Origin of the sequence: Varibaculum cambriense DSM 15806, from assembly GCF_000420065.1 — a bacterium.
GTDB lineage: Bacteria > Actinomycetota > Actinomycetes > Actinomycetales > Actinomycetaceae > Varibaculum > Varibaculum cambriense.
Map to the genome: position 1 here is coordinate 1,073,289 of NZ_ATUF01000002.1, position 26,043 is coordinate 1,099,331.

Genomic DNA, 26,043 nt, shown 5'->3' on the forward strand with positions numbered 1-26,043 from the left:
ACAGCAATCCTGCCGCTACATTTGCTGTTGGAAGAAACAGTTAATAATGAATTACCCATTACATCTTGGCGGGATGAGGGTGTCTTCCCCCCAGTTTCCGCTAGTAAATGCTTTTGTCCACAGGCCTAAGGTGGAAGCACCACTTAGCATCTTGCATAGCTGCCCGGTTTTTCGAGAGGGAGTGAGGGCTTCAAAAGCCATTGGGTGATCAAGCATTACCTGAATAGAGCGGTATCGGTTAAGAACTTTATCTGCGTGGCTGTAGCGCATAATTTTCAATAGAACATCTTTTAAACGGGCATTCATCTGGGTTTCAGAAGCGTGAAAGTAGTTCACTTCCTTACCCGATTGCTCGGCATAAATCCTACTGGTGAAGTCGGCATACCATTTGCGGTCAATGGTTAGGGTCTCGCTTCCCTGTAAAAGCGCATTCCAAACTTCGGGTTCTAGCATGGGCAGAGCCCAGGAATAATTGAAATACTCGTAACTGCACATTGAATTGTTTATATATTTGGCTTGCCGTTCTTTAATGTTGAACCATTCAATGAGTTCCTGAGTGCTGCGTGCGCCCTTTGGGTAATTTACATACTCAATTGCTTCCTGTAAGGCATCTCTCCAAGCACTAGTCTTGCCTACCTTAGAGCTGCGTCCTTGAAGAAAGGTGTGATGAGCCAGCAACGCCTGCTGAATTTGGGAAAAATCAGCGTGATTGGTAATCAACTCTTCATTGTGGGTATTCCCCACTATGGTATGCCCAGGTAGGAAGATTGCGTCCTCGTCGACTAATCCGTTTTGACGCATAACCGATAGGGCGTACCAGTCCTGAACGTGGGGGAGTGAAGTGCCCCTCCAGGTGGCACGTAAGAAATCACCTGAGTGGCTGCGCCAAGCCTGGCGAACTCTCTGCGGATTAAGCGTCACGTTGAACCACTCAAGTTCTAGAGCCCGAGCTACCTGTTCAGAAATAGAGGTTTCGGGGGAGTCAGGCTTGCCGTAGGTAAAGGTTTTTATGTTTGGGGCTTCTAACTTTTTCAGCCATGCTGCTAATAGTCTCGAGTCAAGTCCACCAGATAGGGGAATAACTAGTTGGCGTCCTTTAGAATTTTCAAGTAACCGAGTTAAAACTGTATCCAGAGAATCAGAAAATATCTTCTCCAACTCTGCAGGAGTGGATACCGGATGTTCTGAGTAGTTATAGGAGAATAAAGGCCTGCGCGTTACCTGCCCATCTGAGGAGAGAGATAAACATTCGGCTGCCTGGGTAGCTGAAACATTAGCCACAAGAGTTGACGATCCTAGAGTGAAACCGGTGCACTCAAAGACAGTATTTTGCTCACGGTCGCTTTCCCAAAGAATCTGGTAACGCAAAGTTTCTATGTCGTCGGTAATCAGCCAACGCCCATCTTGGTAGGTGAAACATAGAGGGTGGGAGCGGGTGCGGTCGGTTGCTATCACTATTTTCCCATCGTGCTCATCGATGATTGTCCAATGCCCTGGTAAACCAACTAAAGAATCTTCGGTCAGTTCCGCGGGGAGCGCTGCAACTTGCTGCGGGGTAGGAGCAATCATCGACCAAACATGTCGTTTGCCAGCGTTTGTAGTGTGCCAATGTGGAGATTTTAATATCAGTTCGGTGTTTCGCACTTTTCTTCCAGTCGGATCGCGTGTTGCACTTAGGAATTCTTGTATTGCCTACCTTATAAGATGCAGGCTAGAACTTATTGGTTGGCGGATAATCACGTTCTTCCCTGTTTCTCCGCAGTAGGGGATTCCCCATTCTACAATTCCATAACAAAGCTATCTCTTAAAAATAATTAGGCGCACATTCCTGCGCCTAATTATAGCTAAGGACACGTTCCCCGTGATGGGGGGGCTTCTCATGCAGAGTAACTATTAAACAGCATATCCACAACTTTCTCAGCGGCTTTACCATCCCCGTAGGGAGTTGCACTTGTAGTTTCAGCTTGAGGCCGTTGTGCGGCCTCTATCAGGGGAGCACCGGGCTCAACTAGCTGGTTCCACCCAAGTTCTACGGTTTCTACCCACTCGGTTTCCGGACGCACCGTGGTACACATGGTTCCCAGTAGGAATGCCTCCTTTTGTAGCCCCCCCGAATCTGTTACTACTCCCGCCGAATGAAGGGCGGAGGCTACCAGTTCCGGATAGGCGAGAGGACGATGTGCAAGTAGATTCCTGCGTCCCAGTTCAATGCCATGTTCTTTACACTTCGCCACCAGCCGCGGATGCGCCAAAATAACTGTCGGTAGATCCAGGTCAGCCAAGGAATCAAGAATCCGTTCGAGGCGCTCTTTATAGTCAGTGTTATCAGGGCGGTGAATCGTGGCCAGCCTATAGGCGCCCTCAGAAAAACCAAACTCTTCCATAATCGGGGATGGTTTATCCTTGACCTGTTCCTTAACCTGCAAAACCACATCGGTCATTACGTCTCCGACGACTACGGTGCGCTCCGCTAGACCTTCGTTACGTAAATGCTCGGCTGCGACAGTAGTGGGAGCCAGTAACAGGTCAGCGGCGTGGTCGGTTAAAACCCGGTTGTGTTCTTCAGGCATTCGGCGATTAAAAGAGCGTAGCCCGGCCTCCAAGTGGGCTAACGGTAGATGTAGTTTCACCGCTGCCACCGCTGCTGCCAGGGTAGAGTTCGTGTCCCCGTAAACTAACACCCAATCCGGTTGATATTTCTGCAAGACCGGTTCGATTGCGATCAACATTTTTCCGGTTTGCTCACCGTGGTTTCCACTGCCTATCCCCAAATGCTCATCTGGGGAGGGGATACCCAGGTCACGGAAGAACACGTCCGATAGCATCGGGTCATAATGCTGTCCGGTGTGGACAATGATATGTTCCACCCCCTGCTTTTCCATCGCCTTCGCGATGGGGGCAAGTTTAACGAACTGAGGGCGTGCACCAACTATAGACAGAACCTTCATAGGGCCATTCTATGTTTAACTGTACCAGGAGAGAATCTAGACTAGGTGGCGGGTTTAGTTTTCAACAGACCGCGATCAAACTTCTTAGCAACGTCAAACGCCATTCCCAGCATAAAGAGCAACATCGCGGCCATAGTTAGGCTCATGATGGTTACGGTTTGCAGCATGGGGAGAGGAGAGAAAGCTAAAATTAACAAGGGAATAGTGCAATAAACTATGGAGAAAACTAACATTCGTCCCTGAGTTTCTGTTGCTAAATAGATATTAGAGACAGGAGAAGTAACTACTGTTACCAAGATCCAAGGGGTAAGGGCACGTGCATAGTATCCGGCTTGATCCCATTGCGGACCGAAGAGAAACACGAATAGCCACGGTGCCAGTAGAAAAACGAGGGCAAAAATCGGAATAGCAAACAGTATTAGTTTTTTACTGACTGCCCTTACCAGAGGTGTCATTTCTCCAGGCTTGGCAGTAGATAAACGTTGGTAAAACACCTGAGTAACTGAAGCGGTTATAAACCCCATTGGGACTTGCAAGATTCCCTGCGCTTTGGTGAATTGCCCCAAAATCCCAGCACCTGCTAGACCAACTATAAGACTCATTCCATTGTTGCGAATACCTTCCACGAGCGCATTGGGGCCATTTAGTAACGGCATTTTTCGATAGCGAACCGCGAGGCTGCGCATAGACGGGATATCTTCTGAAGGAGCACGACGCAGTTCTTTGCGAGTTTTCCAGAGTAGTATGAACAGCGCCAGAGCCTGTCCAGTGATTGTTCCAAGGAATAATCCCACCACCGAGGGGAAGATGAAAAAGAAGACCAGCTGTAGTACAGCCACCCCAGTAGTTTGGATGACCCGGTTTTGGGCTATTAACTTGTAGTCAGTTTTACGGGTGAGCCAATACTGCACATTGGCAAGTTCTGCTACCTCATAGACTGAAATACCAGAAAAGAAGAGACAAATTGTCAACTGCTGGGAGTGGTAGGTGCTACCAAGCCATCCCGAGCCGGCGATGCATAGCAGCGAAGTCAGAACCGAGATTACGAAAATGCATCTGCGGGCCAGGCGGTGAACTTGTTTCGCCACTGCATCTGATTTTGGCAGAACGATTGCCAGGTCATAGCGCAAGGCAGCAAAGGCCGCCGCAAAGCTAGTGATAGCGGTAAATATAGCAAAATGTCCAAAATCATCAGGGGTGTAAAGACGTGCCAGGGGAATAGACAGCGCGATTCCTACCGCCTGAGCCAAAGCTGTTCCAGTGACCAGGGTAAGAACCTGGCTAATAAACTTGCTGCGCCTCACCGGTCGGAGAAGTGCCTCTAATAATCTATGCAAGATGATTCATACACCGTAAAAGATACGTTACTCCTAAATCTTTATGGCAGAATCCAGAATTTCTTCTACCACTTTCAGGGCTTGCAGGGCCTCGGACATGGAGACGTGCTCGCTGCCTTTACCTAAAATAGCGTCGCGGAAATGCTCGTGTTCAACTCGTAGTGGCTCCCGTTTCGTGAGCTCGTAGCGGGTCATTTCACCTTCGGAAACTCCCCGGAAGTTAGCAACCTGGGTCCATTCCACCGGAATTGATCCGTTCCGGTAGAAGGTGAGGTCGCCCATCATAGTGTCGGCCACCAGGGCACCCTTTTCACCAATCACAATAGTCTTGCGATCTTTGAAAGGACAAAGCCAGTTCACCAGGTTGTTTACCAGCACCCCGTTTTCCAGTTTGCCAACCACATTGACCATGTCCTCATTTTCGCGGCCTGACCGGTAAGCGGTTACCGCTGACACGGACGCATAGTTTGATCCGGCTACCCAAGCAGTTAAATCGACGTCGTGGGTAGCTAAATCTTTGACTACCCCCACGTCCGAAATCCGGGCCGGGAATGGAGACTGGCGGCGGGTAGAAATCTGGTAAACCTCACCCAGCTGCCCGGCAGAAATGCGTTTCTTCATTTCCAGGAGGGCAGGGTTGCAGCGCTCCACATACCCGACGGCTCCTACCAAAGAAGCATCCGCGAACGCTTTCACAATCCGTGCCCCGGATTCTGCGTCGGTAGAAAGCGGCTTTTCTACCAGAGTATGTACCCCGGCTTCGGCTAGTTTCAACGCGGTTTCCTCGTGGAAAACAGTCGGGACCGCTACTACGCAAGCATCCAAACCTTGCTCAATCAGGGCATCAATGTCGGGGAGGACTTCCATCCCCTTGGAAACCCCAAACTTGTCCCCAGCTGGGTCCGCCATCGCTACCAGGTCAACGCCGGGCAGCTCGCGGATATTACGTACATGGTGCCGGCCCATCGAGCCGATACCGATAATCCCGTATCGCAGGTTCGCCATGCTTTATGCACCCGCCTTGGCTAGTTTGTTTACCGCTTCCACAATCCGCTCCAAATCGCTTTGCGAGAGGGAGGGGTGAACCGGCAGGGACAGGCATTCTTTCGCGGCCTTTTCGGTGTGCGGCAGTTCCAGACCTTTGGCGTAGGGAGCCAAGGAGGGCAGGCGGTGGTTAGGAATCGGGTAGTACACGCCGGAACCAACCTGGTATTCATCCTTGAGGGCGGCCGCAAAACCGTCGCGATCTTCGCTTACCCGGATAGTGTACTGGTGATATACGTGCTCAGCTTCTGGGGCTACTGGCGGAACCGTAACTCCCTGCAGATTTTCGTTTAAGAACTTGGCGTTCGCGCGGCGCTTTTCCATCCAACCTGCAACCTGAGACAGCTGCGCCAGGCCGATGGCGGCATTAATGTCGGTCATCCGGTTGTTAAGCCCCACTAGCTCATTCGCGTAGCGCTTTTCCATACCTTGGTTACGAATCATTCGGGCTTCACGGGCGAGTTCCGCGTCCCCGGTGGTTATCGCCCCGCCCTCGCCGGCGGTCATATTCTTGGTGGGGTAGAAGCTGAAAGCTCCGAAAGCCCCGAAAGTGCCTACCTGCCTGCCGTTCCAGGTAGCGCCATGCGCCTGGCAGGCGTCCTCGAATACTAGGAGGTCGTGACGCTTAGCAATATCCATAATGGCGGTCATATTTGCCGGATGTCCGTAAAGGTGAACCGGCAGGATAGCGCGGGTCTTCGGGGTAATGGAGGCTTCAATCGATTCGGGATCCAGGCAGAAGTAGTCGTCCTCAATATCGGCGAACACTGGGGTAGCACCGATGATGGCTACCGAGTTCCCGGTGGCAGCAAAAGTAAAGGAGGGGACGATTACTTCGTCACCAGGTTTAATCCCGGCAGCCAGCTGTCCCACGTGCAAAGCGGAAGTCCCGGAGTTAACCATTACTGACTGCTGGCCATCGCCGCTAGCCATTTGGGCAGTAAACTTTTCTTCGAACTCCGCAACCCGCGGGCCTTGCGCCACCATGCCGGATTTTAGAACCGCGTCCACGGCGGCACGCTCTTTATCACCAATAATCGGTTTCGCGGCGGGAATAAACTCTGCAGCCATAAGAATAAGTAACCTCCTGGGTCTAATGCGGGGCAGCCCTTATAATCCTGATTATTTTCAGATGACTTCCCTTTGTCGGTTCTTATTATAAGGGCGAGCGCACCTGGCGCCTATAAGAAAAGTCCTGAATGCTTGTTATTCTAGGAAAAGTAAGGAATTCTCGCGGAAAAGGTAGCAGCAGACTATGACAGCTAGAGATGACACCTGGGTCATCATTCCCGTATATAACGAAGACCAGGTGATCGGACAAGTAGTTAAAGACCTGATATCCACCTTTCCCCATGTGGTCTGCATAGATGATGGTTCCCGGGATAGATCAGCCGCGGTCGCGGCGGCTGCCGGTGCCACGGTTATCCGCCACCCGGTGAACCTGGGGCAAGGTGCGGGACTGCAAACTGGGATCGAATACGTGCGGGGTTTTACCCCGGCAAAGTATTTGCTGACTTTTGATGCAGATGGGCAACACCGGGTAGAGGACGGACTGGCGATGGTGGAGCAGGCCGAGAAAGAGGATCTGGCGATAGTTTTCGGGTCGCGGTTTTTATCTTCGCAAACCCAGGTGGGGTGGATGAAACGCCTGGTGCTAAAAACTGCGGCGCGGGTGACTGCCCGCCGTACCGGATTGCAGCTCACCGATGCTCATAATGGGTTGCGGGTACTCCGCCGAGATGCCTTCGAGCAAGTAAACCTGCTGCAAAATCGGATGGCGCATGCCTCTGAAATAGTGGCGCAACTGGCGAAAACCGGACTGCCCTGGGCAGAGCATAGTGTGTATATCCGCTACACCGATTACTCCAAAGCTAAGGGGCAATCCCTGCTTAACTCCATAAATATCCTCACCGAGTTGTTGATCAAATAGGGGCGAATGATGCTAATAAAAATCCTACTGATTGTTTTGGTGTTGCTTCTTTCCCTCTATATGTTTAAGGCCAACTTGGGGGCAAAACAGACCGCCTGGCGCCGCCTGGGAATACTAGCTTTTGCGGTTGCTGCGGTAGTAGTGGTGATTTTTCCCGGGATTACCACTACGGTTGCACGCTTTGTAGGGGTTGGACGCGGAGCTGATCTTCTGCTCTATGGGCTGGTAATAGTGGTTCTTTACAATATGTTGATGCAGGCCAAGCAGCGCAATGCCGCGGAGCGCCGCCTTACAAAACTCGCCCGGGAAGTAGCAATCACCCACACCGTTCTCGGGGAGGACGAGAAACGAGTTATCTCCGCTGTAACTGGTAACCCTACTGAAGCCGTTACCCGCGTCAGCGGTGATAACGTACCTCAGCAGCCCAGCGAGAACAGCTAACGCCAATGAATAAAGCCAAATGGGTAAAGCTGGGGAAGTATCTCTTCTCCGGTGGATCCGCATTCGTTTTAGATTTCGCCCTCCTGGTTGTCCTGGTGCAATTTGCGCATCTAAATGCGGGAATATCGGCGGCAATCGCCTTTATTATCTCCACGATTTACGCCTATCTGGCGCAAAAATATATTACTTTTTCCGCCAAAGGTGACTTCGGGGGATCTATTTTGCGATACCTGATCTTATTGGGATTCAACACCCTATTCACTTCCCTGACTGTGGAGCTTTTCCAAAACCTTTGGCAGCTGTATTACGTTGGGAAAATCGTGGCGGCAGCAATGACTACCGCCTGGAATCTGCCGATCATGCACTATTGGGTCTACCGCTCGGGCAGGAACCTCTGAAGTTACTAGCCCCCGCCCTCTTACGTTTAGCCCTTGCAGAGGTAACCACCAACCGCTCCTAATCCACGCCTCGCTACCTGCGGAAGCTCACAAAGGTGTTCTAATGTCAGTTCAACTGCTCAAACAATTGTTGTAACAATTTTGTCAAGCCTCTTGACCGAAACGTTTTTGTCGGCTATCGTAGCAATACCGAACCGATTCGGTAAGGTTTTTGCTAAATGAGTAGATAGCGGGGTAACCGGTAGCACTATCGGGGATCCTGCAGCCAAATACGCCGGCGGAGCAGCTGGTAAGGCAGAGGAAAGGACACTGCGATGGCGCAGAGCAAAGCAATAAATACCAACGATCCTAAATATTCCAAATTGTCCATCGGGGTCTGCCCCGACCAGTGGGGCGTATGGTTCCCCGAGGACGAAAAGCAGATGGATCCCCGGCAAGCCTGGGAAGAAATGGCAGAAGCCGGCTTCGAAATCATCGAAACTGGGCCGTTCGGCTATTTCCCCACCGATCCCAAAGAACTACAAAAATGGTGCGATGAATTCGGAATGAAAGTTGTTGCCGGCACTGGCTGGGGGATTCTCCACAAGGCCGAAGCCTGGCCGGAAACTTTGAAAACTTTCCGCGCCATCGCCGAAACCCACGCGGCAGTCGGCGCCGAATATATCGTGCATCTACCTCCGCTGTACCGCGATGACAAGACCTGGGAATGGACAGATGACCGCGTCCTATCCGATGATGCCTGGAAGCTCTATGTAGAACACGCCAACGCCCTCGGGCAAATGCTGCTGGATGAATACGGCCTGAAGATGGTGCTGCACCCCCACGGCGATTCCCATATCGAAACCCCCGAGGAAATCGCGCGTATCTTTGACGCCACTGATCCCAAGTACGTAAACCTCTGCCTCGATTCCGGCCACGTAGTTTACGGCGGCGGCGACCCGGTAGAACTAATCAAGAAATACCCGGAGCGGATCACCTACGTACACATCAAGGCTTTCGATGAAGTCATCACCAAAGAGGCGCACGAAAAGGACTGGCCCTTCGGCGAGGCCGTGGCTAAGGGGGCATCGGTATGTCCGCCTGCGGGACTGCCGGAAATGCATGAGTTCGTGAACGCCCTCGCGGAACTAGATCGCGAAATCTACTGCATCTGCGAGCAGGACTGCTACCCGTGCGAGCCCTCATTCCCGAAGCAGAATGCCATTAACATGCGTGAATACTTGGCCAGCTGCGGACTGGGATTGAAGTAACTATCCACCACTTACCTGATGCCGCGGGAGCGGAGTGATTATTCCGCTCCCGCCGGCATCTCCATTCAGCGGCTGCGAAGTCGCGCCTGGTCGCATTGAGGCCACCGGGCAAATCACTCATAGGGGAGAAAAATGACATTAAATATTGGATTGATCGGTGCGGGGGGCATGGGACGTGCTCACGTAGAACGGATCGAAAATGAGTTGACCGGCGGCAAGATTGTAGCGGTCGCCGATCTAAACCTAGATGCCGCGAAAGAAGTAGCGGAAAAAGTTGGCGGCAAAGCCTACGGCTCCGGCGAAGAGCTAATCGCCGATCCGAACGTAGATGCCGTCTTGATCGCCACCTTCGGCCGGGTACACAAGCCCGATGTAATCCGGGCGATTGAGGCCGGAAAATACGTGCTTTGTGAAAAGCCGCTGGCAACCACGGCGGAAGATTGCCGCGAAATTATGGAGGCCGAACAAAAGGCGGGGAAGAAGCTAGTAACCGTCGGGTTTATGCGTCGCTTCGACCAGTCTTATGGCATCTTGAAAGCCAAGATGGACTCCAAAGAGCTGGGCGAAACCACCATGGTGCATTGCCGTCACCGTAACCCCACCGTTCCGGAAAACTACCTGTCTTCCATGGCGATTGATGACACCGCCATTCACGAAATCGATACTTGCCGCTGGCTAACCGGGGAAGAAATCGTGAAGGTGCGGGTAGATATTCCCCGCTCCACCAGCTACAAGTTTGAGCACCTGACCGACCCGATCGTAGTGGTCATGTACACCGAATCCGGGATCCGCATCGATGACGAAGTAAACGTCAACATTGGCTACGGCTACGACATTCAGTGCGAAGCGGTAATGGAACAGGGCACCGCTTACCTGGGGGATCAGGAAAAAGTGTATGTGCGCTCTAGTCAAGAACGTACCAACGCCATCTGCCAGTCCCATATCGACCGTTTCCATGGTGCCTTCAACCGCGAGGTGCAGCAGTGGATTAACGCCGCCAGCGAGGATCGCCACACCGGCTCCAGCTCTTGGGACGGCTATGCGGCCACCTGCGTAGTGGATGCCGCCCTAGAATCCTTGGAATCACGCGAGTCCAAACTGGTCTCCGTGGAATTAATTGAACAGCCCGAGTTCTACAAATAACCCGGATCCCCATTAAAGGAGAAAACATAATATGAGCAATGATGCTTATAAGGAGAAGCTGGCAACCCCGCCCTCTCCCGCAAAAGTTAAAGAGATGGTGGCCAAGACCCCCATGTCGGGGCCGCATCGCGGCACCGTAATTTTGGCTGCTACCGCCACTTTTGGCTCGCTGCTATTCGGGTACGACACCGGAGTAATCGCCGGCGCTTTGCCCTATATGTATATGGACAATATAGCCGGAGGGCTGGGACTGGATGCCCTGCACGAGGGTTGGGTAAATGCCATGCTCGCCATCGGGGCAGCCTTCGGTGCGTTGATCGGTGGCTGGCTCACTGACCGGATCGGGCGTCGCACCAACATTATGGTCTTGGCGGTCATCTTCCTGGTCGGTACCTTGGGTTGTACTTTCAGCCCCAACGTGTGGGTGATTTACCCCTTCCGCTTCATTCTTGGTTGGGCAGTAGGCGGCGCGTCCTCCTCGGTTCCGCTCTATCTAGCGGAAACTGCGCCGAAACGAATCCGCGGTCCGCTGGTAGCAGTAGACCAGTTCATGATCGTGTTTGGGCAGCTAGTTGCCTATATTTGTAACGCTGCCCTCTCGCAGGCGCATAACGCTCCCGAAGCAACCGTGAAAGCCATTAGTGCCGGCGTTATTTGTCCTAAAGGCTCCCCGGATGCCGGTAAGGCCGTGCAGGCCGGTGGTACCTACACTTGGGACTGTCTATCTGGCCTCTCCGATACCGTCCGCGAAACCATGGTGCTTTCTGGTGGTAACGGTAACGCCTGGCGTTGGATGCTGGTAATCGCCACTATCCCCGCCGTCTGCCTCTGGGTAGGTATGCGGGTCATGCCGGAATCCCCGCGTTGGTACGCCGCTAACCAGCGTTACTATGAAGCCATTGGCGCTTTGAAACGCGTGCGTGACACCGACGAAGAAGTAGAGTTCGAAACCAACGAAATGATCGAACTCCACCGTAAAGAAGAGGAAGAAGAACAGTGGAACTTCTCCCGGATTTGGAGTACCCCCTGGACACGTAAAGTGCTAATCATCGGGGTGTTCCTGGGAATCTTCGACCAGACTACCGGGATTAACACCGCTATGTGGTACATGCCCAAGATTCTAACCGCCGCCGGTTTCGATACTGGCCAGGGCATTATGTTAAACGTGGTAACCGGTACTTTCTCCGCAGTTGGTTCCGCAGTAGGCTTCTTGCTGATTGCGAAACTCTACCGCCGTACCGTAGGTATCTACCAAGAAACCGGGGTCGCGATTTCCCTCTTGGTACTGGCCGGAGTGTTCTACTGGGGTATTGAGCCCCATATGGATGCCCACGGCAACGTGGCCAGCGATATTCCCAATTTCTTGCCGTGGCTGGTACTGATTTTGGTGTCGGTATTCCTGTTCATCAAACAGTCGGGAACCATTCACTGGGTGCTGCTCTCCGAAATCTTCCCGGCTAAGATCCGCGGGGTCTCGCAGGGAATCTCGGTTTGCGCGCTGTGGATTTTCAACGCCATTGTTGCGGGGACTTTCCCCTGGATGATCGAGAACCTGGGTGGTTCCGGTACCTACTTGGTCTTCGGACTCATCAACGTGATTGCGTTGTGCTTCTACATTAAGTTCGTTCCGGAAACCAAGATCTACACCTTGGAAGAGGTGGAACAGAACCTGGAGGCTAAGTACTCCAAGTAATAGCTATATACCCAGCTATCACCCTGGCCTGCCAGTGAACTATTCGTTAGTTCGCTGACAGGCCAGGGTTTTTGGTATCCGGATTTATTTTCAAATTTACGAGGGCGAGCGCGAGGTTCTTTTGGGGGTGGGGGATCGGTGCGGCACTTGCACGGTTAGGTAACGAAAGCTAGATTCTCGCGGGAGCGGGGCGAGGGGTGCGCTTAGCAGGGTAAGTTTCTCTCTGTTACCGGAGAGGGGGAGCTTGAGTGCGCGGTATTCACAGTCTTTTAGCGCGGCTTTTTGCAGGTGGTGGCGCGCTGCAGCAGCGAGGGACGAATAGTTATTTCCTGCCCGGGAGCGCCCGGAGCGGCGTAGCGCTTAGCTACAGCTTTCACGGCTTGCGCCCCCAACTGATTTGCATGTTGGTCGATCGAGGTAATCGAAAACTCCTCTAACTGCCCCAAGTAGGTGTCGTCGTAGGTAATTAATCCGCAGTCTTTACCTGGTTCCATCCCCAGGGCGCGCAGCGCGGTACAGGCTTCGATCGCTATCAGATTGTTGTGGGCAATGAATGCCGGTCGCTTGGCCACCGATCCCTCTAGGCACTGCCGGATCTGTTCACCCGGTTCCAAGTCAGGCAGCAGGGCTTGGAATCCCGGGAAACTTTTATGCTTTTTTCGTAAAGCTTCAAAAGCAGTCCGCTGCACTTTGCGGCGGGTCACTACTGCTTGATCAACGCTTTCCGGACTGGATAAAGAAAAGATACGGTCGTATCCACACTCGGCTAGGTGAGTGATCGCTAGCCGGGCTGCTGCTTCCTCGTCCATATGGATAGAGTCTATTTTTCCTGCGACGTACTTTAACCCCAGCACCGCCAGGGGGAAGGTTTCCGATAGGTGTGCCAGGCGCTCTTGGGAGGAGGCAGGAGAGATGAGGATGACCCCGATAGTCTGCATTTCCTGGTAGCGGTTTATTAGGTTCCATTCTTTTTCTGGATCCTGACGTGCAGTTGAAACCAGAGATAAAAATTTGTTTTCTTCTGCTGAAAGCCGCAGCGCGTCCTCGACCTCTTCGAAAAACGGATTTTGCAGGTCGGGCAGGATTACCCCGAGGAGGTCGGTTCCGGAGGTCGATAAGAATGCAGCGTTTTGATTGCGCACGTATCCCATATCAGAGGCAACGCGCAGAATGTTGGCTTTAGTTTCCGCATTAACCCGCGGGGAATCAGATAACGCCAGGGAAACTAACCCGCGTGACACTCCCGCCTTGCGGGCTACATCTGCTTGCGTAGGGCGAAAACTCATAGCCCAAGTATAAAATAACGCGCACAAATATTGCGGGCACTTCTTGCTGACGTTGGAGGAGTGGCCGCCTAAAAAATCGCTATTGGAAATGACATTCCGCTCTTGACGGCTTTATTAACACGTGTTAAATTACAAAATCGGAAGCCATTGTTGCCTGTGTCACTCACCAAAGATGGTGATATGCAGCGATGCGGGTAGTTCGGAGATGGGCTTCTGTAGGTACTTATGACAAGGACAAGGTAGTCAATGAATCAAAAAAATGGTGGCAAAGCTCAGCAAGCCATTCACCCCGGTATGGAAATTGCAGAGCTACGCGCAGAGATAACTAGAATTCCTTCCTCCGGGAAGAAGCGGGGCATCGGATTTGTTGCTTTCGTGGCAACCCTGGGGTCTTTTCTATTCGGCTATGACACGGGAGTGATCTCAGGTGCCCTCCCCTTCATGTATATGCCGTACGGGGCGCAAGGCTTGCAACTTACGGCTGTTGAGGAAGGCTGGGTAGGGGGAACCTTACTAATTGGAGCAGCGCTGGGCGCAGTATTGGGTGGCTGGCTCTCTGATCGCTGGGGTCGACGGCATAACATTTTATTGCTGGCAGTAGTGTTTTTCGTCGGTTCACTAGGTACAGCGTTCGCGATTAACGTGTGGATGATGTACCCATTTCGTTTTGTTTTAGGTTTCGCGGTCGGGGCCGCCTCAGCAACGGTTCCGGTTTATCTGTCCGAAACTGCCCCCAAACGTATCCGAGGTTCGATCGTTGCCGTCGACCAGGTGATGATCGTAACTGGACAGCTAATGGCGTTCGTCTTTAATTCGATTATTTCGGCTCTACATGGTGGTCCGCAGTTGACCTTGGCAAAAACCTATAGTGTCTGTGGCTTAACCCTTAAGGGCGGCGAAACTGTTAAATGGGATGTAATCGACGGCCTTAATAAATCCAAAGGCGGGTGCCTAAGCTCAAGTGAGTGGTATCGGTTCGTCGACCAGACCATTCAGGTATCTGGAGGCAATGGAATGGCCTGGCGTTACATGCTGCTTATTTGCTCCATTCCTGCAATCGCTTTGTGGATTGGGATGCGGCTCATGCCGGAGTCGCCACGTTGGTACGCTGCAAACTATCGCTATTACGAGGCGATAGCTGCCCTTAAGCGCGTGCGAATTCCGGAAAAAGATGGTGATCTTGCCGAAGAAATCGACGAAATGATGGCGAATAATCGGAAAGCAGAAAAGCAGGAAAAGGGAACCTTAGGTGATGTGTTCCGCACCCCATGGATTCGTAAACTGCTATTTATTGGTTGTTTTATTGCCATAGCTAATCAGCTGACCGGCGTAAATACCATTATGTATTACGCGCCGAAAGTGCTGCAGTATGCGGGTATGAGCACACAGGCGGCAATTACCGCTCAAATCGCTAATGGGGTGATGAGCGTAATAGGGTGTTCTATTGCAGTTTTTATCATTATGAAATTTACTCGCCGGAAGATTTACATCACCACAGAGTTCCTAATCTTCTTGATTTTGGGAACAGTTGCCATCATGTTCGCTATATTTATCGAGCCAGCTATGGCAGCAAAAGTTAATCCACCCGTGTGGTCAGCACTGGTGATCTTGGCGCTGATGGCAGTGTTCATGTTGGTGATGCAGACCGGATCTAGTCCCGTGATGTTCACTGTTATGGGCGAAATGTTTCCACAGAAAGTTCGCGGTGTTGCCTCGGGTGCTGCTATCTGTACCTTGTGGATTGCAAACGCGATTATTACGGTTTCTTTCCCAAAGATGATGGAGTCCTTGGGGGGAGCTGGTACCTATGGGGTATTCGCAGTGATTAATCTGCTGGTCGGTATTATCTTGTGGAAAATCATGCCGGAAACCTCTGGGAAATCACTAGAGGAACTGGAAGAAGAATTTGAAGAGCGTTACTCGTAGGCCTCTCAGCCAAGAGGCCGCAAAGCGGCTCTAAAATCACCAGGGAGCTACGGGACTAGGAGACTGATGATGTCTGTCCCTATTGCCTTCCCAGCAGCGTGGAAACGCAAACAATAAAATATTCAGAAAAAAATTGAAATAGGCCTTGATTGGTGGAAAAAAGTCCTTTAGTATGGACAGTAGTTAACGCGTGTTAACACTGGTTTGCGGGGACGCTTTCGCCAGGAATCAAGGCACTACTAAAGCTCAAAGAGGAGAAAAAATGACTAAAGAAACCCTGTCAGTAGCGGTGATCGGCGCAGGTATGGCTGGACGTACCCATGCGGATGGTTGGCGCCAGGCCAACACGGTATTCGCGTCAGAGCTACCCCGGCTGCGCCTAGCCACTATCGCTGACGCCTATCTGCCTTTTGCCCAGGCGGCTGCTCGCGATTACGGTTATGAGAAAGCCACCGACAACTGGAAAGACATTGTCGATGATCCCGATATCGACATTGTTTCCATTGTGGTGGGCAACAAGCTACACCGCGAAATGGCCGAGGCACTAGTCAAAGCTGGCAAACACGTCCTATGCGAAAAGCCTCTGACCGATAACCTAGAGGACGCCAAAGCGATGGCCGAGTTTGGGGCAACCGATAAAGTAGTTACCGGTCTGGGTTACTGCTACCGCCGTAACCCCGGTCTAGCAAAAATCGCAGAAATGGTACAAAGCGGGCAGCTGGGAGAAATCACCCATTTTGACGCGCGTTACTGGTGCGACTATGGCTGCGACCCCAACACCCCGATCGCCTGGCGCTATAAAGGCCCGATGGGTTCCGGCGCTTTAGGTGATGTGGGCAGCCACCTGGTTGACGCTGCCGAATTCGTTTGCGGTCCCCTAAAGTCAATTGCGGGCGCCCAGCTTTCCACCGTGATTAAGAAGCGTCCCCCAGCTCTAGAAGGAGTAGCAGGCGGACGCGGTGCCTCCTCGCAGGCAGAAGCGACCGAAATCGTAGAAAACGATGACGTTGCCACCTGCACCCTGAAATTTGAAAACGGGATCATCGGAACCTTCTCGGTATCGCGGGTAGCGTTCAACTCTCCCAACTCGATGCAAATAACCGTGAACGGTACCAAAGGAATGGTCTCCTTCGATATGGCGCGTGCCGGCGAAATCATGGTTGATGACCAAAGCGCTCCGGCCGGACTGGGCGGGCCGCGCCGCGTCCTCGTCAACCCCGACTTCCCTTACTTCAAGGGCGGATCCTCGATGGACTTTGGGGGAGTGGGCGTTACCCAAATCCAGCAGTTCGTTTACCAGGCACACGCCTTCTTAGAGCAGGTGGCCGGGGTTAAAGACGGATTGCCTCCCACCCCGGACTTTGCCTATGGATACCGCTCCATGCGGATCCTCGACACTGTTGCTAAGTGCGCAGCCAACGGTGGCGCCGAAACGGAAATCAAATAACCAAAATAACGAAAAGGAGAAAAATCATGGCTATGAATCTAGGCGCTTACACCGCTTGTCTACACAACTTCACCCTGTCCGAAGCGCTCGATCATTTGAAATCCTTCGGGCTGACCGGCGCGGAAGTAAACGTGGGGGGCTTCATTCCCTCCCCGCACTGCCCGGTTGACCTGCTGATCGGTTCGAAAACCGCTCGCGAAGACTATCTGGGGATTTTCGAAGAAAAAGGAATGCGTCTTGCTGGCCTGAACACCTCCGGTAACGTCGCCGACCCGCTGTCCGATGTGGGGCCGCGCCACACCTATGACCTCAAACGTGCCATTGAACTGGCCGGAAAACTCGGGGTGGGGGAAATTGTATGTATGTCCGGGCTGCCCGGCACCGACCCAGACGCCAAATATCCCGCCTGGGTAGTTAACCCCTGGAACGGTGAACAGCTAGAAGTCCTGGAATACCAGTACTCGGTGCTAGAGAAATTCTGGAAAGAAATGGATCTACGCGCCCAAGATGCAGGCGTGAAACTGGCTTGGGAACTGCACCCCACCAACACCGTGTTCACCCCCACCCAGTTCCTAGAGTTCGACGAACGGGTCGGCGGCTTCAAGAACATTGGGGTAAACATGGATCCCTCCCACCTGATGTGGCAGGGGATGGACATTATGAAGTCGATCGAACTGCTCGGTGACAAGATCGTGCACGTGCACGCCAAAGACACCAAGATCGAGCCCGGGGTAGCCACTCGCGGGGTACTAGATCCTTCCTTCGGGCCGGTTCCCGAGGACGAATCCGCGCGCACCCCCGTAGGGATGGATCACTACTGCTCCTCCTGGCCCTCTGATCCCGCCTGGCGCTTCGTTGCCATCGGCGAAGGTCACGACGTGCCTTGGTGGAGCGAGTTCCTAGCCGCGATCGCCAAGATCGATCCGGAAATGAACATCAACATCGAGCACGAGGATGCCGCCTACGACCAGCTAGAAGGCATCCGCCTCGGGGCAGAAAACCTGATCGCCGCGCAGAGCGCCTAGCGCCGCACCTGCCGCACCGGGCGAATCGATACCATTTCCACCATCGCGTTTTCGGGAGAATCAATAGCGAAACGAACCGCTCTGGCGATAGATTCCACGGTCATGTGATCGGCGGGATCATAGTAGCCAGCGTCCTCTTGCAAAACGTGTTGCATATCGGTATCGACTCGCCCGGGGTGGATAGAGGTGACCCGGATCTTGCCGCGCTCTTCCTCACGCAGACGATCGGCGAGGGCGCGCAAACCGAACTTGCTAGCTCCATAAATCGCGGAACCTAGGCGGGAATCAAATCCCGAACCCGAGTTCATGAAAATAACCTGCCCCTTGCGGGCGCGCAGCAAAGGAATACATAGGCGGGTTAAATCCATCGGAGCTACCAGGTTTAGCTCCAGGTCATCGCGCCAATCCTGACGGCAGGCATCAGCAACATTTCCATTGCGCAGCCGCCCGGCATTATTCACCAGTACATCCAGGTGACTAAGCTGGGCGGCTTTCGCGGCGAGGGCGTCCTCGTCGCAAATATCAACCACCCAAGGCTCGGCGGAGGGGAGGGAGTCGGCTACTGCCCGTGCTCCCTCTTCAGTAGTTGCCCCCACCAAAACGTGGTGGTCACGAGATAGTTCCTTACAGATGGCGGCGCCGATTCCGCGCGAACCGCCAGTTACCAATGCTACTTTGTCCATGCCGTCACCCTAGCGGCTATTGCCCGGAAATCAATTCTCGTTATCGCGGTACTGCTTTAAATCTTCCTCAGTACCTGCCAGCTTCTTCTTCTTGTGCATACGCGCCGCTTCTCCGGCAAAGTCCGGCACGTATTTGGACACTGCCACCGAGGGGCGGACATAACCACTGGAGTTAGGACGCGGAGGCAGCTGGATCGGCTCCTCATCGCTTTGAATCTCCGTATAGGGAATCGAGCTAAGGAAATGATGAATCATATTCAACCGCGCCTGCTTCTTCGAGTCAGAAAGCACGTGATGCCAAGGCGCCACCGAAGTGTCCGTATGGACCATCATGTCGTCCTTGGCACGCGAATAATCTTCCCAGCGAGTGATGGATTCTAAATCCATGGGGGAGAGTTTCCACTGACGTAAAGGATCACCCAGGCGAGACTTGAAACGCTTGTACTGCACTTTATCTGACACACTAAACCAATATTTACGCAGGTAAATACCGTCTTCGACTAACATTTGTTCGAAGATGGGGCATTGGCGCATGAACAATTGCACCTGGTCAGGGCGGGCAAATCCCATCACTTTTTCTACCCCAGCCCGGTTGTACCAGGAACGATCGAAGAGGACGATTTCGCCGGCTGCGGGCAGATGTTCGATATAGCGCTGGAAATACCACTGAGTTTCTTGCCGCTCCGTCGGTTTAGGTAGCGCCACGATCCGGGCAACTCGCGGAGAAAGATATTCGGTCATCCGTTTAATAGTGCCGCCTTTACCAGCGGCATCGCGTCCTTCAAAAATAACTACGATCCGGGCTCCGGTAGCTTTCACCCAGGTTTGCAGCTTGCCTAATTCGCCCTGTAAACGGTAGAGCTCGGCCTCATAAACTTTATTGGGGATTTTCTGCACTTTGATTTCGTCAGCTTCACTGATCCCATGTTCGCTTTGCTTCATCGGTATCTCCTGGTTCGGCGGTAATCCTTAGCGTAGATCAGGGTCACGCTATGTGGGGGTGAAACGGGAAAGATATTTTGAGGAAGGAGTGGTAAAGAGTAGGCAGGCGAAGGGAAAACAAGCTAGTTTTAAAGTATGGAATTTAAAGTCATTGACCATCCGCTGGTGAAACATAAACTGACCATTCTTAGAGATAAAGACACCCCCTCTTCGGTGTTTCGGCAACTGGTTGATGAACTAGTTACCCTGCTCGCTTATGAAGCCACTCGGCATGTGCGGGTAACTCCCAAACAGATCGAAACCCCGATTCAGCCCATGGAAGGCGAGGTAATCTCGACACCTCGTCCGATTGTGATTCCGATTCTGCGAGCCGGTCTGGGGATGCTGTCCGGCATGACTTCCTTGCTGCCCACCGCAGAGGTCGGTTTCCTGGGAATGAAAAGGGACGAAGAAACTTTGGCAATCGAAACCTATGCGAATCGTCTGCCTCAGGATTTAACTGATCGGCAAGTGTTCCTGGTTGATCCCATGCTGGCGACCGGCGGCACCCTGGTGGCGGCCATAGATTACGCGCTGGAGAGAGGCGCTCGGGACGTTACCTGTATCTGTCTGGTGGCAGCTCCGGAAGGGGTTAAGCACGTAGAAGAGCATATCGGCCAGCGGGCGGACGTTACCGTGGTGGTGGCGGCTCTGGATGAGGGGCTTACCCCGCAGGCTTATATCCGCCCGGGTCTGGGTGATGCCGGCGATCGTTTATACGGGATAGTCGATCAGTAGTAACGCGGAGTTGCTTTGCGCGGTTGCGAGGCAGCGTGCTGTTGACGCTGTTTGGTGAGGATTGGCGAGGTTACGCGGTGGTGATTGTTTTGCCGCGGCGGCAACGCTAAGGAGCCTAGCCGCGGGAGTGATCACATTTCGCGCCCAAAGTTTAGTTCTGGCGGATAAATCCGCTAAACTTTTGAAGGTCTGTTAATTGCTGATAGAGCTAATACAGTACCTGGTAGCGTGTCCGAGCGGCCGAAGGTGCAGCACTCGAAATGCTGTGTGGGGCAACCCACCGTGGGTTCAAATCCCACCGCTACCGCAAGGAGAAAAATGCCCCAAGCGCTTGCGCTTGAGGGCATTTTTCGACGCGGCGGTATGTAAAGCCGCGTAGTGGTTTTACTAATACCGCAAGGTTGGGTTTAGCAGTGGCGGTATGTAAAACTGCGTAGCGGTTTTACTAATACCGCAAGGTATTCGGGGTGGGGTTTGGGTGTTGGTCGTATGCCCCAAGTGCTTGCGCTTGTGGGCATTTTTCGACGCGGCGGTATGTAAAGCCGCGTAGTGGTTTTACGTTTGCCGCAAGGTTGGGTTTAGCGGTAGCGGTTGCGGCCAAGATAGCGAATAGGCGGGGTGTAGTGGGAAGACGCAGAAAGCGCAGGCAGGTAGCGCGCCCGCCTGCGCGGCTAGGAATCGACCCGGTGGCATTTACCGCTAACGGTGAAAATAGTGTAGAGCGGCAGTTGCAAGCCCAGCTGGAACGCAAACTAGCAATGTCTGCCGCGGAGATTGCGGATTTTGTGGCGACAGCGTTCGCGGCGGGGGATGTGGTGTCTCCCTTGGGGATTGTTTTATCCCCGGATAGCCAGCTTTTGGAGGGGCAACGCTACTATCTGCATCGAGTAGCTCCCGATGAAGGTGCTCTCTTACCGAAGTTGCAGGTGCTTTGGGAGGGCGAGGGGGCAATCGTAGTTAATAAACCTTCAAGCTTGGCGACTATTCCCCGCGGCTCCTGGATTGCCCGCTCGGTGGTGGTAGCGGCTCGCCGCCAATTCCACAATGACCAGATCACCGCCGCGCACCGCCTAGATCGCCTCACTACCGGATGTTTATTACTGACCCTAGATTCGAAGTATCGGGCGCGTTATCAGCAGCTATTTGACCGCCGGCAAGTAAAGAAAACCTACCTGGCGCGCACCCGCGGCGGTGGCAACCGGGTAGAAGCGGTGATTCCCCAGGTGGGGGAGAGTTTCGATTTCCAGCTCCCGATGTTTAAGGAAACCGGCTCGCTGACAGTGTCGATAGGAGACCCTCCGGTTGGGCAGAAGATGACGCGTTGCCAAAGCCGAACCCGCGGCCTCGTCCTCGGAAAATTCCCCCTCCCTGAAAAGATAGAAAAGCCGGAGGGGGAGGGAGGAGTAACCCCAGGCGGCGAGGAATCCGTGCCAGAAGAAGAACTGTTGTGGCAGTTAGAGCCGGAAACCGGGTTTACCCATCAGCTGCGCGCGACCTTGGCGCATGTCGGGTATCCCCTGTTGGGCGATCCCCTTTATCCGGTAGTCCTGCCTGCAGATGCGGCGGAAAATATCGAGCCCCAGCTGTGCCTGCACGCCCACAAGCTGCAGTTTCCCGATCCGGAAAATCCTGCTAACACCGTAACCGTCACTGCCCCCACCCCCACCTGGGCAAAAGGCTATGAAAGTGCTTACAGCCCGAAGGGATTGGCGTGACGGATGGTGCGCTAACCCGTAAGCTATAACCCATGCGAGAAAGGCTGCCGTTTTTATTTATCCAATGCCGTCCCGCCGGAAAGATAGCGCGTGATGAGCTGCAAACCATTGCCGAGGTCACCGGACTAAAGATCGGTCAGGAACTACATTCTTACCTGCTGCCAGAAGAAACCGACCTTGGCCTGGTGCGCGATCTAGATATTGCGGGCGGGTACAGTGCAGTCATTATTTCCGGATCTCCCTTTCGGGCACAGCAGCCAAATGGCTCCGAAGATCCCATACAAAGACAGCTATATAACCAGCTAATGCCATTGCTGCATTACCTGTTGGATAACGATTTTCCCACCTTGGGGCTTTGCTATGGAATGCAAATGTTGGGGCAAGCGGCTGGTGCCACTTTGACTGACCGCACCGGGGAAGACCTGCAGGCGGTGGAAGTTACTTTAACCGCGGAGGGGCAGCAAGACCCGGTAACCGGGGAGCTTGAGCCAATAATCCGTTCCTACACTGGACACGGAGATTCCCTCGCGGAACTTCCGGAGGGCGCAACTTTGCTGGGCAGCGGAAACTACTGCCACTACCAGCTGCTTCGCTTCCGTAATCACCTGTATGGCACCCAGTTTCATCCGGAAATCACTACTGCGGGAATGCAGATCCGCATCGACCAGTACGGGGACGCATATTATGCGGCCGCAGAACGCGAAGCGGTGATCGCCCGCTGCATGAGTCAAGATGTAACCAGTTCCCACCGGTTGCTATCAGCCTTTACTGAACATTACCGCCGTTAGGAGGCACCTGATGAGCATCAAGTTTTCTCGTTCTGAGCGTTCGACCATTGGGATCGAATGGGAACTACAGCTAATTGATAAAGACTCCTTTGACCTGCGTCAATGCGCTAGCGCAGTGATCGAGGAAGTAGAGCGTTTACACCCGCAGAACTCACTGGTACACCGGGAGATGCTACTCAATACGGTAGAAGTTATCTCCCGTCCTCGTCGCAACGTCCGTGACTGCGTCATGGATCTAACCGAGGGGATCAATCTGGTGCGGCCGGTCACCTCCGCGTTGCGAGTAGAGCTAGCAGCTGCCGGATCCCACCCCTTCGCTAACCCCAGCTACCAGCAGGTGACCGATAGTAAACGCTATGAAGAACTGGTCAACCGCACCCAATATTGGGGGCGCCAGATGCTACTTTTCGGCACCCACGTACATGTGGGGGTAGAAGATCGCGACAAAGTACTGCCGATCCAAAACTATTTGACCAGCAAACTTGGGCATATTCAGGCGCTGTTTGCCTCTTCCCCTTACTGGGCAGGAGTTGACACTGGCTACTGTGACAATCGGGCAATGGTGTTCCAACAGCTACCTACCGCGGGAAAACCGTACCAATTTGAAACCTGGGAGGAGCTGGAAGATTTCACTTCCGGAATGCTGAAAACCGGGGTGATCGATTCCTTTGATCAGGTACGTTGGGATATCCGCCCCTCGCCCAAGTTCGGCACCATTGAAGCGCGCGTCGCCGATGCCTCCTCGACTTTGAAAGAGGTCGCCGCCTGCGCCGCTCTTACCCAAGCCCTGGTAGAAACCGCTTCGCGACAGCTAGACGCCGGAAAAGAACTGCCGGTACTGCCCGACTGGTTCGTGCGAGAGAACCGCTGGCGGGCTGCGCGCTACGGGATGGATGCCATTTTGATTGAGGACGCAGAGGGGGAAGAAGAACTATTAACGGATTCTTTACCCGCCTGGCTAGAGGAACTCTCGCCCGCCGCTGAAGATCTAGGCTGCGCGGAAGAACTCTGGTCGCTGCTCGACATAGTGAAACTGGGAGTCGGCTATCAGCGCCAACGCACCATTTTTGAACATACCAACTCCTATGAGGCTGTAGTTGCCTTTCTGATGGCAGAAATGGAAGCGGGGGAGCCACTTGATCCCGGGCACTTCGTAGACAAATCCCTGCATAAGAGCGGAGTCAAAGGCTGGAAAGTCCGCGCCCGCTAAGAATGCCAAGCTCTCCTAGCAGTAACGCTTAAGGAGGGCGGGGGAAAAGATGCGACAGGGGCTTGAGCCGAACTTGTTGAGGCTCACGGGGTCCCCGGAGTGCTTTTCCCACGCCCGTTGCCAGGGGCGTGCTGCACTGCTAACACGTTATTAGCACGGGGAAGGATTGTAGCTGTTCGGCATCTGTGAGCGCGGGGGAGGGATTTTATCCGAGTAGGCGCGGTGGGCATAAGAATTGGGGGAGAGACCAGGTCTCTCCCCCAATTCTTGGGCAGGAGGAAAAATCCCTCCCTCGCGCTTAAGTGCTAGCGGTCAGAGAACTTTCCTGTGCCCTAGTCAGCTAGTTATTGGCTATCGCTAGCTTCGGTTTCGGCGGGAGCGTATGCAGTAAACATGTCATGGTCAACGTGGTTACGCACCACCAACCAGGCCAGTGCCAACACGACGGTCACCGAAGCAAACGCAATAATCGCCGCCGGCCCGAGTCCGCCCTCGAACCACATAAGCACGATCATCGAGGCAAACACCGCTAGCACCACGTAGTTGGTGTAAGGCGCCCAGGGAACATGGAACTTCGGACGCTCCAGCCCGGTGCGGCGGCAGTAACGCACGAACAAAATATTCGAAATCATCACTGATCCCCACATAGAGCAAATCCCGATACCTGCCATATAAGCGATAACGTCGAACGCTTCGGAAGGGTGAATCATGTTAATGATTACCCCAACCATGCCCACGGTGCCGGCAGCCACGATGGCCGCGTAAGGTACCGCGTTGCGGTTCATACCCGCCAGGAAACGAGGAGCCGAGCCCGAAACCGCTAGTGAACGCAGACCGCGACCACAGGTATAAAGTTCGGCGTTAATCGCACTGGCTGCCGCGAGCATCACCACGATATTCATAATGGTGCCGGCGGCGGGAATACCAATCGCAGTAAAGAAAGTGACGAAGGGGGATTCGTTCTTGTTGTAAACGTTGTGCGGCAACAGCAAAGTGAACAGCGCGATGCAGCCCACGTAGAACAGCAAAATGCGCCACATCATAGAGTTAACTGCCCGCGGCATTTCCTTTTGCGGATCTTCCGCTTCCCCGGCGGCAGCGCCCAAGTATTCGGTGCCACCGTAAGCGAACAACACCCCGAGCGACATAGTCACCATAGTGAAAGCACCCTTGGGGAACAGGCCGCCATGATTGGTAATCGCTCCCGCTCCCGGATGGTAAACCTGGCCGCCTACAGTCAGGTTGATTCCCAGAATCAAAACAATAATCGCCAAAATCATGAAGACTACAATCGCCGCGACCTTAATCATCGCGAACCAGAACTCGAACTCCCCGAAGAACTTAACGGAAGCGAGATTCACGATCACCATCAGCGCCAAAGCGATAAAAGCCCAGCCCCACTGGGGAATCACCCGAAAGATTTCCCAGTAATGCATATAGTTGGCGATGGCGGTGATATCGGCCATTAGTGCCGAAGAATAGGTGATAAAAGCGAACCAACCGGTGAAATAGGCGCCACGTTCGCCCATAAACTCGCGGGCGTGGGAAATAAAGCCACCCGAAGAGGGACGATACAGGCTCAGTTCCGCGAGGGCGCGCAGCATCATATAGGCCACGGCGCCACAGATCGCATAAACAATGGCTACCGAGGGGCCGCCCTCGGAAATACGTCCGGAAGCCCCAAAAAACAGGCCGGACCCAATGGCCCCGCCCAGCGCAATCATACGCATGTGGCGAGACTTTAAAGCCCGGCGGTATCCGACATCGGATTTATCGCGGTGGGTTGCTATCCCCGCTGCCGACGGTTGAGTTTCGCTCATTAGATTTCTCCTAAGTTTTACCTTTTATGCTCAATAGCAGAGCACATAGGGAGTATAGGTGAGGCCGGAGAAAGGTAATGAAGGCAGTCAGCATTTGGAATCAGGCGTTTATATCAGGAAATATTTAGGTAAAAGCGCCCTCGGTCACGGTAGACTTAGGGCGTAACCGTGACTGGCGTAGGTGGGATACCACCGGGGAGCAAGGGGCAATCAGTCGCTCGCCTGGGCTGATTTGGCACT

General features: G+C 53.4%; 22 protein-coding genes, 1 tRNA gene and 1 riboswitch. Of the genes, 14 read left to right on the forward strand and 9 right to left on the reverse strand.

Features of this window, described 5'->3' with window-relative positions; translation table 11 throughout:
- Positions 1 to 51: 51 nt before the first annotated feature.
- The 5 genes from F605_RS0104800 to F605_RS0104820 form a co-directional block, all read right to left on the reverse strand.
- Positions 52 to 1,644 carry an asparagine synthase-related protein gene (locus F605_RS0104800; RefSeq protein WP_156005265.1) on the reverse strand — a complete coding sequence of 531 codons (1,593 nt, stop codon included), beginning with the start codon at positions 1,642 to 1,644 and terminating at the stop codon, positions 52 to 54.
- Between the two features lie 233 nt (positions 1,645 to 1,877).
- Positions 1,878 to 2,948 carry a non-hydrolyzing UDP-N-acetylglucosamine 2-epimerase gene (gene wecB / locus F605_RS0104805; protein ID WP_022864770.1) on the reverse strand — a complete coding sequence of 357 codons (1,071 nt, stop codon included), beginning with the start codon at positions 2,946 to 2,948 and terminating at the stop codon, positions 1,878 to 1,880.
- A gap of 41 nt (positions 2,949 to 2,989) precedes the next feature.
- Positions 2,990 to 4,252: an oligosaccharide flippase family protein gene (locus F605_RS09960; protein ID WP_022864771.1), complete on the reverse strand. Its 1,263-nt coding sequence runs from the start codon at positions 4,250 to 4,252 to the stop codon at positions 2,990 to 2,992.
- Positions 4,253 to 4,318: 66 nt separating this feature from the next.
- Entirely contained in the window at positions 4,319 to 5,290 is a 972-nt protein-coding gene (locus F605_RS0104815) for a Gfo/Idh/MocA family protein (protein ID WP_022864772.1), read from the reverse strand.
- Between the two features lie 3 nt (positions 5,291 to 5,293).
- A complete protein-coding gene (locus tag F605_RS0104820; RefSeq protein ID WP_022864773.1) occupies positions 5,294 to 6,400 on the reverse strand; it encodes a DegT/DnrJ/EryC1/StrS family aminotransferase in 1,107 nt (368 codons plus the stop codon).
- Positions 6,401 to 6,584: 184 nt separating this feature from the next.
- On the opposite strand from F605_RS0104820, the gene F605_RS0104825 reads away from it, so the two are divergent.
- The 6 genes from F605_RS0104825 (at position 6,585) to F605_RS0104850 (ending at position 12,184) form a co-directional block, all read left to right on the forward strand.
- Positions 6,585 to 7,259: a glycosyltransferase family 2 protein gene (locus F605_RS0104825; protein ID WP_022864774.1), complete on the forward strand. Its 675-nt coding sequence runs from the start codon at positions 6,585 to 6,587 to the stop codon at positions 7,257 to 7,259.
- 6 nt (positions 7,260 to 7,265) lie between these two features.
- On the forward strand, positions 7,266 to 7,700 hold the full coding sequence (locus F605_RS09965; protein ID WP_081639117.1) for a DUF2304 domain-containing protein: 435 nt from the start codon (positions 7,266 to 7,268) through the stop codon (positions 7,698 to 7,700).
- A gap of 5 nt (positions 7,701 to 7,705) precedes the next feature.
- Positions 7,706 to 8,098 (forward strand): GtrA family protein, encoded by a 393-nt coding sequence (locus tag F605_RS0104835; RefSeq protein ID WP_022864776.1) that lies wholly within the window; start codon positions 7,706 to 7,708, stop codon positions 8,096 to 8,098.
- Between the two features lie 314 nt (positions 8,099 to 8,412).
- Positions 8,413 to 9,348: a sugar phosphate isomerase/epimerase family protein gene (locus F605_RS0104840; RefSeq protein ID WP_022864777.1), complete on the forward strand. Its 936-nt coding sequence runs from the start codon at positions 8,413 to 8,415 to the stop codon at positions 9,346 to 9,348.
- A gap of 132 nt (positions 9,349 to 9,480) precedes the next feature.
- On the forward strand, positions 9,481 to 10,491 hold the full coding sequence (locus F605_RS0104845; protein ID WP_022864778.1) for a Gfo/Idh/MocA family protein: 1,011 nt from the start codon (positions 9,481 to 9,483) through the stop codon (positions 10,489 to 10,491).
- Positions 10,492 to 10,522: 31 nt separating this feature from the next.
- On the forward strand, positions 10,523 to 12,184 hold the full coding sequence (locus tag F605_RS0104850) for an MFS transporter (protein WP_022864779.1): 1,662 nt from the start codon (positions 10,523 to 10,525) through the stop codon (positions 12,182 to 12,184).
- Positions 12,185 to 12,453: 269 nt separating this feature from the next.
- Here F605_RS0104850 and F605_RS0104855 read toward each other — a convergent pair whose 3' ends face one another.
- Positions 12,454 to 13,470 (reverse strand): LacI family DNA-binding transcriptional regulator, encoded by a 1,017-nt coding sequence (locus F605_RS0104855; RefSeq protein ID WP_156005268.1) that lies wholly within the window; start codon positions 13,468 to 13,470, stop codon positions 12,454 to 12,456.
- 246 nt (positions 13,471 to 13,716) lie between these two features.
- Here F605_RS0104855 and F605_RS0104860 point away from each other — a divergent pair, with 246 nt between their 5' ends.
- From F605_RS0104860 to F605_RS0104870, 3 genes are all read left to right on the forward strand, one after another.
- Complete coding sequence (locus F605_RS0104860) at positions 13,717 to 15,396, forward strand: MFS transporter (RefSeq protein WP_022864781.1); 1,680 nt, start codon at positions 13,717 to 13,719, stop codon at positions 15,394 to 15,396.
- Positions 15,397 to 15,658: 262 nt separating this feature from the next.
- Positions 15,659 to 16,843, forward strand: coding sequence for a Gfo/Idh/MocA family protein (locus F605_RS0104865; protein ID WP_022864782.1), 1,185 nt, complete (start codon positions 15,659 to 15,661; stop codon positions 16,841 to 16,843).
- Between the two features lie 26 nt (positions 16,844 to 16,869).
- Positions 16,870 to 17,868, forward strand: coding sequence for a sugar phosphate isomerase/epimerase family protein (locus F605_RS0104870; protein WP_022864783.1), 999 nt, complete (start codon positions 16,870 to 16,872; stop codon positions 17,866 to 17,868).
- On the opposite strand, the gene F605_RS0104875 is transcribed toward F605_RS0104870, so the two are convergent.
- Positions 17,865 to 18,551: an SDR family oxidoreductase gene (locus tag F605_RS0104875; RefSeq protein WP_022864784.1), complete on the reverse strand. Its 687-nt coding sequence runs from the start codon at positions 18,549 to 18,551 to the stop codon at positions 17,865 to 17,867. The genes F605_RS0104870 and F605_RS0104875 overlap by 4 nt on opposite strands.
- A 30-nt stretch (positions 18,552 to 18,581) precedes the next feature.
- On the reverse strand, positions 18,582 to 19,493 hold the full coding sequence (gene ppk2 / locus F605_RS09970; RefSeq protein WP_022864785.1) for a polyphosphate kinase 2: 912 nt from the start codon (positions 19,491 to 19,493) through the stop codon (positions 18,582 to 18,584).
- 135 nt (positions 19,494 to 19,628) lie between these two features.
- Between ppk2 and upp the strand changes: the two genes are divergently transcribed.
- The 5 genes from upp (at position 19,629) to F605_RS0104905 (ending at position 23,983) form a co-directional block, all read left to right on the forward strand.
- Entirely contained in the window at positions 19,629 to 20,270 is a 642-nt protein-coding gene (gene upp / locus F605_RS0104885; protein WP_022864786.1) for a uracil phosphoribosyltransferase, read from the forward strand.
- Between the two features lie 222 nt (positions 20,271 to 20,492).
- Positions 20,493 to 20,577: transfer RNA gene (locus tag F605_RS0104890), tRNA-Ser, on the forward strand.
- Positions 20,578 to 20,893: 316 nt separating this feature from the next.
- On the forward strand, positions 20,894 to 21,985 hold the full coding sequence (locus tag F605_RS0104895) for a pseudouridine synthase (protein ID WP_022864787.1): 1,092 nt from the start codon (positions 20,894 to 20,896) through the stop codon (positions 21,983 to 21,985).
- Between the two features lie 32 nt (positions 21,986 to 22,017).
- Positions 22,018 to 22,773 (forward strand): glutamine amidotransferase-related protein, encoded by a 756-nt coding sequence (locus F605_RS0104900; RefSeq protein ID WP_022864788.1) that lies wholly within the window; start codon positions 22,018 to 22,020, stop codon positions 22,771 to 22,773.
- 10 nt (positions 22,774 to 22,783) lie between these two features.
- Positions 22,784 to 23,983, forward strand: coding sequence for a glutamate--cysteine ligase (locus F605_RS0104905; protein ID WP_022864789.1), 1,200 nt, complete (start codon positions 22,784 to 22,786; stop codon positions 23,981 to 23,983).
- 344 nt (positions 23,984 to 24,327) lie between these two features.
- Here F605_RS0104905 and F605_RS09975 read toward each other — a convergent pair whose 3' ends face one another.
- Complete coding sequence (locus F605_RS09975) at positions 24,328 to 25,803, reverse strand: amino acid permease (protein WP_022864790.1); 1,476 nt, start codon at positions 25,801 to 25,803, stop codon at positions 24,328 to 24,330.
- A 163-nt stretch (positions 25,804 to 25,966) separates the two neighbouring features.
- A riboswitch (ZMP/ZTP riboswitch) is annotated at positions 25,967 to 26,038 on the forward strand.
- The last annotated feature ends 5 nt before the right edge of the window (positions 26,039 to 26,043 follow it).